Raw genomic sequence first — 10,466 nt, forward strand, 5'->3', positions numbered from 1 at the left:
CCAAACAGCCGATTTAGCGATTAAGGAGTATTGGGGTGTCGAGTACCGAAGACGAACAGCTGGCGGATTTGAAGGAATGGTGGTCACGCAACGGCAAGCCCCTGGTCACCGGCGGCCTGTTGGCGCTGGTCATCGTATTCGGCTGGCAGGCGTTCCAGAAGTATCAGAGCAACCAGTCGCAAGGCGCCTCGATGCTCTATCAGCAGTTGCTGGAAACCACGCTGACGCCTGACGGCAAGCCTGATGCGGCCCGCGTTTCGGACCTGGCCGGCAAGCTCAACAGTGAGTTCGCCGGTAGTGCCTACGCGCAGTACGGCAGCCTGTTCGTGGCGAAAGTCGCCGTCGACAGCGGTAAGCTGGACGACGCAGCCAGCGAGCTGAAAGCCATCGTTGCCAAACCGGCCAACCCGGCGCTGGGCGAAATCGCCCGTCAGCGCCTGGCGCAGGTGCTGGCCGCGCAGAACAAGGCCGATGAAGCCCTGAAGCTGCTCGAAGGCGAGGCCGACAAGGCATTCCTGGCCACTCGTGAAGAACTCAAGGGCGACCTGCTGGTGCAGTTGGGTCGTACCGATGAAGCGCACGCGGCGTATCAAAAAGCCAAGGCGGCACTGTCGGATGAAGCGGCGGTCGGTGGCCTACAAATCAAGCTGGACGACCTGGCCAAAGGGGATGCGTGACGTGATCCGTTGGAAACATGCAGCATTGCTGGCTCTGGCCATTCTGGCCGCGGGTTGCAGCAGCAACAGCAAGAAAGAACTGCCACCGGCCGAGTTGACCGATTTCAAGGAAGAAGTGGTTCTGCACAAACAGTGGAGTCGTTCTGTCGGTGACGGTCAGGGCGAAACCTACAACATGCTGGTTCCGGCCATCGATGGCGACACCATCTATGCCGCCGACGTGACCGGTGTGGTGATGGCGCTGGATCGCAGCAACGGCGACGTCAAGTGGAAGAAAGATCTCGAACTGCCTGTTTCCGGTGCCGTTGGCGTCGGTTACGGTCTGCTGACGATCGGTACGCTCAAGGGTGAAATCGTTGCCCTGGACGCCATCAACGGCGAAGAGAAATGGCGCGCTCGCGTGTCCAGCGAAGTCCTTGCGCCACCGGCCAACAACGGTGACGTGGTGGTGGTTCAGACCCAGGACGATCGTCTGATCGGTCTGGATGCCGCTACCGGTAACCAGCGCTGGTTGTACGACAGCACGCCTGCCGTGCTGACCTTGCGCGGCACCAGTGCACCGATCGTCACCAACCGTCTTGCGGTGGCTGGCTTTTCGACCGGTAAAGTGGTCGCGCTCGACATCAGCAACGGCGTACCGGTGTGGGAGCAGCGTGTAGCGATCCCGCAGGGTCGTTCGGAGCTCGAGCGTGTGGTCGACATCGATGGCGGCTTGCTGTTGTCCGGCGAGACCATCTACGTCGCGAGCTACCAGGGTCGCGTAGCGGCACTGGACCTGCAAAGCGGTCGTCAGCTGTGGCAGCGTGATGCTTCCAGCTACGCCGGTGTGGCCCAGGGTTTCGGCAGCGTTTACGTGAGCCTGTCTTCGGGTTCCGTTGAAGGTGTCGACGAGCGCTCCACCACCGCACTGTGGACCAACGATTCGCTGGCTCGCCGTCAGCTGTCGGCGCCGGAAGTGTTCTCCAGCTACGTTGCAGTCGGTGACCTGGAAGGTTACCTGCACCTGCTGAGTCAGGTGGACGGTCGTTTCGTCGGCCGCGAACGCATCGACAGCGATGGCCTGCGTGCCCGTCCGCTGGTGGTGGGTGACACGATTTATGTCTATGGCAACAGCGGCAAACTGGAAGCCCTGTCCATTAAGTAACGACTATGCTTGGGTTTTAACCCAAGCGGCTTCACCGTTTGTAGGACTGTAGGAGCGAGCTTGCTCGCGATGGACGTTAACGATGACGTTGGCGCCCTGAATAAACGCGGTGTCTTGGCGTTTTTCGCGAGCAAGCTCGCTCCTGCAAATGACAACGTGATTGCCCCGAGCACCAGCCGCTGCCTCGCAGCGGCTTTTGTATTTTCTGAAATAACGAAGTGGAGAGCCGCATGGTTCCCGTAATCGCCCTGGTGGGCCGACCGAACGTCGGCAAGTCCACCTTGTTCAACCGCCTGACCAGGACTCGTGATGCCATTGTCGGCGACTTGTCCGGTCTGACCCGTGATCGCCAATACGGTGAGGCCAAGTGGCAAGGGCGTTCCTACATTCTGGTCGACACCGGCGGTATCTCCGGTGACGAACATGGTATGGACGAAAAAATGGCCGAGCAGTCGCTGCTGGCCATTGAAGAAGCCGATGTCGTGCTGTTCCTGGTGGATGCCAAGGCCGGTTTCACCGCCGCCGACCAGATGATCGCCGAGCATTTGCGCAAACGTAACAAGCGTTCCTACGTGGTCGCCAACAAGGTCGACAACATCGACCCTGACATGGCCCGCGCTGAATTCGCCCCATTGGGCATGGGCCACGCGATCCCGATCGCCGGTGCCCATGGTCGTGGCATCACCCAGATGCTGGAAATCGCCCTGAGCGAATTCCCGAAAGACGAAGAAGAGCCGGAAGAAGGCGAAGAAGAGGACGTTGCCGAAGGCGAAGAAGCCAAGCGCATTCCTGGCCCGAGCGAAAAAGACGGGATCAAGATCGCCATCATCGGCCGTCCGAACGTCGGCAAGTCGACCCTGGTCAACCGCATGCTCGGCGAAGACCGGGTGATCGTCTATGACCAGCCCGGCACCACCCGCGACAGTATCTACATCCCGTTCGAGCGTAACGACGAGAAGTACACCCTGATCGACACCGCCGGTGTGCGCAAGCGCGGCAAGATCCACGAAGAAGTCGAAAAATTCTCCGTGGTCAAAACCCTGCAGGCGATCAAAGACGCCAACGTGGTGATCTTCGTCATGGACGCCCGCGAAGGCGTGGTGGACCACGACCTCAACCTGCTGGGCTTTGCCCTCGAAGCCGGTCGTGCGTTGGTGATCGCGATCAACAAGTGGGACGGCATGACCCCGAGCGAGCGCGACTTCGTGAAGGTCGAGCTGCAACGTCGGTTGTTCTTCGTCGACTTCGCTGACATCCACTTCATCTCGGCGCTGCACGGCACGGGCGTGGGCAACCTCTACGCCTCGGTGCAGAACTCGTTCAAGTCCGCGGTCACCCGCTGGCCGACCAACCGCCTGACCCAGATCCTGGAAGATGCGGTCGGTGAGCACGCGCCGCCGATGGTCAACAACCGCCGGATCAAGCTGCGTTATGCCCACTTGGGTGGCGCGAACCCGCCGATCATCGTGATTCACGGTAACCAGATCGAGAAGGTGCCGAAGTCGTACGTCCGTTATCTGGAAAACACTTACCGTCGTGTCCTGAAGCTGGTCGGTACGCCGATCCGCATCGAGTTCAAGGGCGGCGAAAACCCGTACGAAGGCAACAAGAACTCGCTCACCGACCGCCAGGTCAACAAGAAGCGTCGCTTGATGTCGCACCATAAGAAGGCCGACAAAAAGCGCCGCGACAAGCGCTGATTCACGGCATTCTCGGCACCGGTAGGAGCAAGGCGTGCCCGCGAGGAACGATAACGCGGAGTACCTGATACACCGCAGTGCGGCATTCGCGGGCAAGCCTCTCTCCTACGGGATCTGGGATATAGAAAGGGCGCCAGTTGGCGCCCTTTTTTTATGGGCGCCGGATGGGCTATCCTCGGGCTCTCCCGCGCCGCCGTTAGAGCCGGGTGTAGAGCAGGGAATCACCGATGATCACCAGTAAGCTGCCGAATGTCGGCATCACTATCTTTACTCAAATGTCTCAGCTCGCGGCGCAGACCGGGGCGATCAACCTGTCCCAGGGTTTCCCTGATTTCGATGCTCCGCAGGCCCTGTGCGACGCGGTCGGCCGACATGTTGCCAATGGGCATAACCAGTACTCGCCGATGACCGGCCTGCCGGCGCTGCGTCAGCAGGTGGCGGCGAAGATCGCGCGCAGCTATGGCGTAAAGGTCGATGCCGACAACGAGGTGACCATCACCCCCGGCGCTACCCAGGCGATCTTCTGCGCGATCCAGGCGGTTATCCACAGCGGCGACGAAGTGATCGTGTTCGACCCGTGCTACGACAGTTACGAGCCGTCGGTGGAGTTGGCGGGCGGCCGCTGCGTACACGTACAGCTTGGCCTGAATGATTTCTCCATCGACTTCCAGAAACTGGCCGAGGCCATCACACCGCGTACTCGGATGATCGTGCTGAACACGCCGCACAACCCCAGTGGCGCGTTGATCAGCCGTGCCGAACTGGATCAGTTGGCGGACCTGATTCGCGACCGAGATATCTATCTGGTCAGTGACGAAGTCTACGAACATCTGGTGTTCGACGGCGTTCCCCACGTCAGCGTGCTCAATCACGAAGAGCTGTATCAGCGCGCCTTTGTGATCAGCTCGTTCGGCAAGACCTACCACGTCACCGGCTGGAAAACCGGTTACGTAGTCGCGCCACCGGCCCTCACCGCCGAAATGCGCAAGGTCCACCAGTACGTGAGTTTCTGCGGGGTGACGCCGCTGCAATTCGCGCTGGCCGACTTCATGGCCGAACACCCGGAGCACGTGGAAGAGTTGCCGGCGTTCTATCAGGCCAAGCGCGACCTGTTCTGCGACCTGCTGGCGCCGTCGCGATTCAGCTTCACCCGGGTCGCCGGTACCTATTTCCAACTGGTCGATTACTCACAGATCCGTCCGGACCTCAACGATGTCGAGATGGCCCTGTGGATGACCCGCGAACACGGCGTGGCGAGCATTCCGATCTCGGTGTTCTACCAGACCCCGCCCGAAGGTCAGCGCCTGGTGCGCCTGTGTTTTGCCAAGCGCGAGGAAACCCTGCGTGAAGCGGCGGAAAAACTATGCGTGATTTGAGTGCGTTGCCCAACCTGACCGTAGCACTGGTCCAGACCACCCTGGCCTGGCATGACCGCCAGGCCAACCTGGCGCATTTCGAGCCGTTGCTGGAACAGGCGGCCGGGGCTGACCTGATCATCCTCCCGGAGATGTTCACCACCGGTTTTTCCATGGAGTCCGAAGCGCTGGCCGAGGCGGAAAACGGCCCCACCAGCAAATGGCTGAGAGCTCAGGCGGCGAAGCTGGGTGCGGTGATCACCGGTAGTGTCATCGTTCAGGCCGCTGATGGCAGCCACCGCAATCGCCTGTTGTGGGCGCGGCCGGACGGCGAAGTGCTGCACTACGACAAGCGTCATCTGTTTCGCATGGCCGGCGAGCACAATCATTACACCCCCGGCGAGCGTCAGGTGCAGTTCGAGCTCAAAGGTTGGCGGGTGCGCCCGCTGATCTGCTACGACCTGCGCTTCCCGGTCTGGAGCCGTGACGCCCAGGACACCGACCTGCTGTTGTACACCGCCAACTGGCCGGGTGCACGGCGCCAGCACTGGAACCGTTTGCTGCCGGCCCGGGCGATCGAGAACCTGTGCTACGTGGCAGCGGTCAACCGCGTCGGAACAGACGGCAAGGGCTTCGCCTACACCGGCGACAGTCAGGTGCTGGACTTCCAGGGTGAGACATTGCTCAGTGCCGGGGAGGCGGACGGGGTGTTTCAGGTGGTTCTGAGTGCGGCTGACCTGCAGGCGTATCGCACACGGTTTCCGGCGAATCTGGATGCCGACACTTTTGAGTTCACCTGACATGTTCCCTGCCTGACAGGGCCTCTTCGCGAGCAAGCCCGTTCCCACACTCACTGTGGGAGCGGGCTTGCTCGCGAAGAGGCCGGATCAGACAGCAGAAAAAACCAAGCCAACAAAAAGGCCCCAGGGTTCGCACCCAGGGGCCTTTTGCATGGCAGCGAACGCTTAAGCCGCTTTCGCTTCCGGCTGGCTCAACGAGCGGTTCAGCGCACTGAACAGGGCCTTGAAGCTGGCGGTGGTGATGTTTTCGTCGATGCCGACGCCGTGCACCGCACGTTCACCGTTCACACGCAGTTCAATGTAGGCCGCCGCCTTGGCATTGGTGCCCGCGCCGATGGCGTGTTCGTTGTAGTCCATGATTTCCACCGGTACCGGCAGGCCCGCCACCAGGGCTTCCAGGGCGCCATTGCCCTTGCCGCGCCAGTGCAGGTTGGTTTCGCCCTGGCCTTGGCTGGCGACTTCCACTTCCACGGCGCTGTGGCCGTTTTCTTCCTGCAGACGATGGCTGACCAGCGCGTATGGCGCGTTGGCCTGCAGGTACTCGCTGTGCAGCAGGGCGTGGATTTGCTGGGCAGTCATTTCCAGGCCCAGGCGATCGGTTTCACGCTGCACGACCTGGCTGAACTCGATCTGCATGCGGCGCGGCAGGCTGATGCCGTATTCCTGCTCGAGCAGGTAGGCGATACCACCCTTGCCCGACTGGCTGTTAACGCGGATCACCGCCTCGTAGCTGCGGCCGATGTCGGCCGGGTCGATCGGCAGGTACGGCACTTCCCACAACGCATCGGATTTCTGCTGGGCAAAGCCCTTGCGGATCGCATCCTGGTGCGAGCCGGAGAACGCGGTGTGCACCAGGTCGCCGACATAAGGGTGGCGCGGGTGAACCTGGATCTGGTTGCACTCTTCGACAACCTTGCGCACGCCATCGATATCGGAGAAGTCCAGTTGCGGGTCAAGACCCTGGGTGTACATGTTCAAAGCCACGGTCACCAGATCGACGTTACCGGTGCGCTCGCCGTTGCCGAACAGGCAGCCTTCGACACGGTCGGCGCCGGCCATCAGGCCCAGTTCAGTGGCAGCCACGCCAGTGCCACGGTCGTTGTGGGTGTGCAGGCTGATGATCACGCTGTCACGACGGTTGATGTGACGGCCGAACCATTCGATCTGGTCGGCATAGATGTTCGGGGTCGCGCATTCAACGGTGGCCGGCAGGTTGAGGATCATCTTGTGCTCGGGCGTCGGGTTCCAGACCTCGATCACCGCGTCGCAGACTTCCTTGGCGAACTCCAGTTCGGTGGCGCTGAAGGTTTCCGGCGAGTACTCGAACGTCCACTGGGTTTCAGGCTGCTGGGCGGCATATTTGACAAACAGCTTGGCCGCGCTCACGGCGATTTCCTTGATCCCGTCCTTGTCCTGATTGAAGACAATGCGGCGGAAGGAAGGGGAGGTGGCGTTGTACAGGTGAACGATGGCCTTCTTCGCCCCGCGCAGGGATTCGAAGGTGCGCGCGATCAGGTCTTCACGGCCCTGGGTCAGCACCTGGATGGTGGTGTCGTCCGGGATGTGGTTGCCTTCGATCAGGGTACGCACGAAGTCGAAGTCGGTTTGCGACGCGGCCGGGAACGAGGCCTCGATTTCTTTGACGCCGACCTGCACCAGGGTTTTCCAGAAACGCAGCTTCTTCAAGGCGTCCATCGGCTCGATCAGCGACTGGTTGCCGTCGCGCAGGTCAGAGCTGCACCAGATCGGCGCTTCGGTGATGGTTTTCGACGGCCAGGTGCGGTCCGGAATGTCGATGGTCGGGAACGCGCGGTATTTCGAAGACGGGTCTTTGAGCATGCTCATGGGGAATTCCTTGTTGTATGGGCCGAAAAAAGGCGGCCTGCCGGTGGATCAAACGTTCTGGGTACAGCGTAGGACGAGGCGCCGCGATTCAGCCCGGCAGTCGTGCACTGACAAGGCACAGGCTGCGATGCTGGCGGAGCTGAATGAGGGTGTGAGAGGTTTTCATGCCTTCAACCCTAACCGCGAGGGGGGAGGATGGCAAGCGGTGGGAAAAATTTGAGAGGAATACTCGAAATGCGGAATTTTGCGCGATTTTATTGTGCCTCACGCAGAATTGTGTGGCGAAGTTTGCGCAGGGTTTCGGGGATGCGCAATTGAGGGGTTTGGGCTGCGGGGGATTCAGCAGTGAGTCTTTTCTGGGGAATTCGGTGGTTTTGAGGCCGTCTTCGCGAGCAAGCCCGCTCCCACAATGGACGCGGGGCCACCGCGGAAACTGTGGGAGCGGGCTTGCTCGCGAAGGGGCCTGTCGACCCGCTACAAATTCAGGGCTGAAACGCCCCAATGAAAATCGCCGGATCCACCCGCGCATCATTCAGGCTGACATTCCAGTGCATATGCGGCCCGGTCGCCCGCCCCGTCGCCCCCACTTTACCCACCACACCACCGCGAGCCAGTTGCTGGCCAACCTTCACGTCAATCTTCGACATATGGCAAAACATGCTTATAAAACCCTGGCCATGGTCGACGAACACCGTGTTGCCGTTGAAAAAGTAATTGCCGATCAGGATCACTTTGCCCGCCGCCGGGGTCTTGATCGGGGTGCCGGCAGGCACGGCGAAATCCAGGCCCGAATGCGGATTGCGTTCTTCACCGTTGAAGAACCGGCGCACGCCGAACTTGCTCGACAGCGGGCCGTTGACCGGTTTGTCCAATAGCAGGTTGCTGGGGGTGTTCGGACTGAAGGTGCGGTAGGCGGCAATCTGCTCGGCCAGCTCACGCTCGATGCGCTTGAGGTTGTCCTGGTCGGGATTGACCTGCTGGGTGTTTTTCAGGGTGATGCGTTGCTCGGGGTATTTCTTGTTGCCGACGGTGAAATTCAGGTTTCGACCGCCGCTGCTGATGGACTGTGTGCCCGGTTTTACCGTCAGCGGTACACCGACGATGGCCAGCCAGTTGTTTTGTTCCTTGACCACCAGCACCGGTTTGCCCTGATAGCTGGCCTTCGGTGCCTGGGCCGCAACGCCCAGATCCACCACCGCCACACCGCCCGGCACCGGTTTGTTCAACAGGCGGGTGATGTAGCTGTCGGCATGGGCGTTGAAGGTCAGGCACAACAACAGAAGCGGAGCGAGAAAACGCGACATGGATCAATCCAGTAGAGAAAGGGTGACGGGCGTCAGGTGATTGTCCTCGACCCGCACTTGCAATTCGCCTTCACCCAGTTTGGCCTTCAGGCGTTGACCGGTGTGGGTTTGAGCGGCGCTGCGGATCGCGTGGCCACGCTCGTCCAGCAAGATGCTGTAGCCGCGGCCGAGGGTGGCCAGCGGGCTGACCACATGCAGCGTCTGCATCTGGCTGTGCAGTTGCAGGCGACGGTTTTTCAGGCCTTCGCGCATGGCCCGGGGCAGGCGTTCGGCCAGGCTGTCCAGGCGCTGGCGCAACATCGCCAGTTGCCGGCCCGGATGCTGCCCTGCCAGACGTGTTTCCAGGCGGATCAGCCGTTCGCGCCGGGTGTTGAGGCTGCGTTCAAAGGCGCGCCGCATGCGCATGTCCAGGTCATCCAGGCGCTGGGCTTGCTGGCGCAGGCGTTCGCCGGGGTGACGCAGGCGACGGGAAATGCCTTCCAGTCGCAGTCGATCACGCATCAGTCGATCACGCATGCGCATCACCAGCCGACGGTGCAGGCTTTCGACCCGGCGCACCAGATCACTGGAGTCCGGGGCCAATAGCTCGGCGGCGGCGGAGGGTGTGGGGGCGCGCACGTCGGCCACGAAATCACTGATCGACACATCGGTTTCATGGCCGACGGCGCTGACGATCGGCGTCACGCAGGCATCCACCGCGCGGGCAACGGCTTCTTCGTTGAAGCACCAGAGGTCTTCCAGCGAGCCGCCGCCCCGAGCCAGGATCAAGGCATCGAAGCCCCGGGCATCCGCCAGTTTCAGCGCGCGAACAATCTGCGCCGTGGCCTCGCGGCCCTGGACGGCGGTGGGAATCAACGTCAGTTGCACCTGCGGTGCACGGCGGCGGAAGACACTGATGATGTCGCGAATCACCGCACCGGTGGGGGAGCTGATGATGCCGATGCGTTGCGGATGCGCCGGCAGCGGTACCTTGCGTTCGGCACTGAACAGGCCTTCGGCGCTGAGCTTTTCCTTCAAGGCATCGAAGGCCAGGCGCAGCGCGCCATCGCCGGCGGGCTCGACGGTGTCGAGGATCAGCTGATAATCGCCGCGCCCCTCGAACAACGAGACCTTGCCGCGCACCTTGACCGCCAGGCCATCCTTGAGCGCTTGGCGCACCCGGGCGGCGTTCTGCCGGAACAACGCGCAACGCACCTGGGCGCCGCTGTCCTTGAGGGTGAAATACACATGGCCGGAGGCTGGGCGGGCGAGGTTGGAGATTTCGCCTTCGACCCAGATGTTGCTGAACACATCTTCGAGCAACACCCGCGCGCGGCCGTTGAGCTGGCTGACGGTGAGGACCTCGCGGTCCAGGCCGAGTCTTGCAAAGGGATCTTTAATCATGGGGCGCAGTTTAAAGGCATTCGGTGATCAATCTCCATGGCACAGCACGATTGCCCTGTGACAGCGCCCCGTCAGTCGTTGTACTGACTCAACAACCGCTCCAGCCGCGCACTCAGGCGTCGTTTGATTTCGGTTTCGATGTGCGGCGCGAAGTCGTCGATCACGTCTTGCATGATCAATTGCGCGGCGGCGCGCAGTTCGCTGTCGAGGTACAGCAGCGCGTCGGCGTTCTGGCTGGCGCTGGGCGCAGGTTCGGCG

8 protein-coding genes and 1 pseudogene are annotated in these 10,466 nt (G+C 61.5%); 5 read left to right on the forward strand and 4 right to left on the reverse strand.

Annotated elements, in window-relative coordinates; genetic code table 11:
• The first annotated feature begins 35 nt into the window (after positions 1-35).
• The 5 genes from B0W55_RS19130 to B0W55_RS19155 all read left to right on the forward strand — a co-directional run bounded on the left by B0W55_RS19130 (position 36) and on the right by B0W55_RS19155 (position 5,676).
• The gene (locus B0W55_RS19130; protein WP_077047484.1) at positions 36-677 is read left to right on the forward strand and encodes a tetratricopeptide repeat protein; all 642 of its coding nucleotides are present in this window, start codon (positions 36-38) and stop codon (positions 675-677) included.
• Entirely contained in the window at positions 670-1,821 is a 1,152-nt protein-coding gene (gene bamB / locus B0W55_RS19135) for an outer membrane protein assembly factor BamB (protein ID WP_077047485.1), read from the forward strand. The genes B0W55_RS19130 and bamB overlap by 8 nt, the downstream gene beginning before the upstream one ends.
• Before the next feature lie 230 nt (positions 1,822-2,051).
• Positions 2,052-3,521, forward strand: coding sequence for a ribosome biogenesis GTPase Der (gene der / locus B0W55_RS19145; RefSeq protein WP_077047487.1), 1,470 nt, complete (start codon positions 2,052-2,054; stop codon positions 3,519-3,521).
• A 227-nt stretch (positions 3,522-3,748) separates the two neighbouring features.
• Positions 3,749-4,897: a pyridoxal phosphate-dependent aminotransferase gene (locus B0W55_RS19150; RefSeq protein WP_077047488.1), complete on the forward strand. Its 1,149-nt coding sequence runs from the start codon at positions 3,749-3,751 to the stop codon at positions 4,895-4,897.
• Positions 4,885-5,676 carry an amidohydrolase gene (locus B0W55_RS19155; RefSeq protein ID WP_077047489.1) on the forward strand — a complete coding sequence of 264 codons (792 nt, stop codon included), beginning with the start codon at positions 4,885-4,887 and terminating at the stop codon, positions 5,674-5,676. The genes B0W55_RS19150 and B0W55_RS19155 overlap by 13 nt, the downstream gene beginning before the upstream one ends.
• 165 nt (positions 5,677-5,841) lie before the next feature.
• Here B0W55_RS19155 and leuA read toward each other — a convergent pair whose 3' ends face one another.
• From leuA to B0W55_RS19180, 4 genes and pseudogenes are all read right to left on the reverse strand, one after another.
• Positions 5,842-7,521 carry a 2-isopropylmalate synthase gene (gene leuA, locus B0W55_RS19160; protein WP_077047490.1) on the reverse strand — a complete coding sequence of 560 codons (1,680 nt, stop codon included), beginning with the start codon at positions 7,519-7,521 and terminating at the stop codon, positions 5,842-5,844.
• Positions 7,522-8,003: 482 nt separating this feature from the next.
• Positions 8,004-8,825, reverse strand: coding sequence for a peptidoglycan DD-metalloendopeptidase family protein (locus B0W55_RS19170; RefSeq protein ID WP_077047491.1), 822 nt, complete (start codon positions 8,823-8,825; stop codon positions 8,004-8,006).
• Positions 8,826-8,828: 3 nt separating this feature from the next.
• Positions 8,829-10,208: an exodeoxyribonuclease VII large subunit gene (gene xseA, locus B0W55_RS19175; RefSeq protein ID WP_077047492.1), complete on the reverse strand. Its 1,380-nt coding sequence runs from the start codon at positions 10,206-10,208 to the stop codon at positions 8,829-8,831.
• Positions 10,209-10,279: 71 nt separating this feature from the next.
• A pseudogene (locus B0W55_RS19180) lies at positions 10,280-10,466 on the reverse strand (DNA polymerase III subunit chi); the annotation flags it as partial.

Origin of the sequence: Pseudomonas sp. KK4, assembly GCF_001984065.1 — a bacterium.
Classification (GTDB): Bacteria; Pseudomonadota; Gammaproteobacteria; order Pseudomonadales; family Pseudomonadaceae; genus Aquipseudomonas.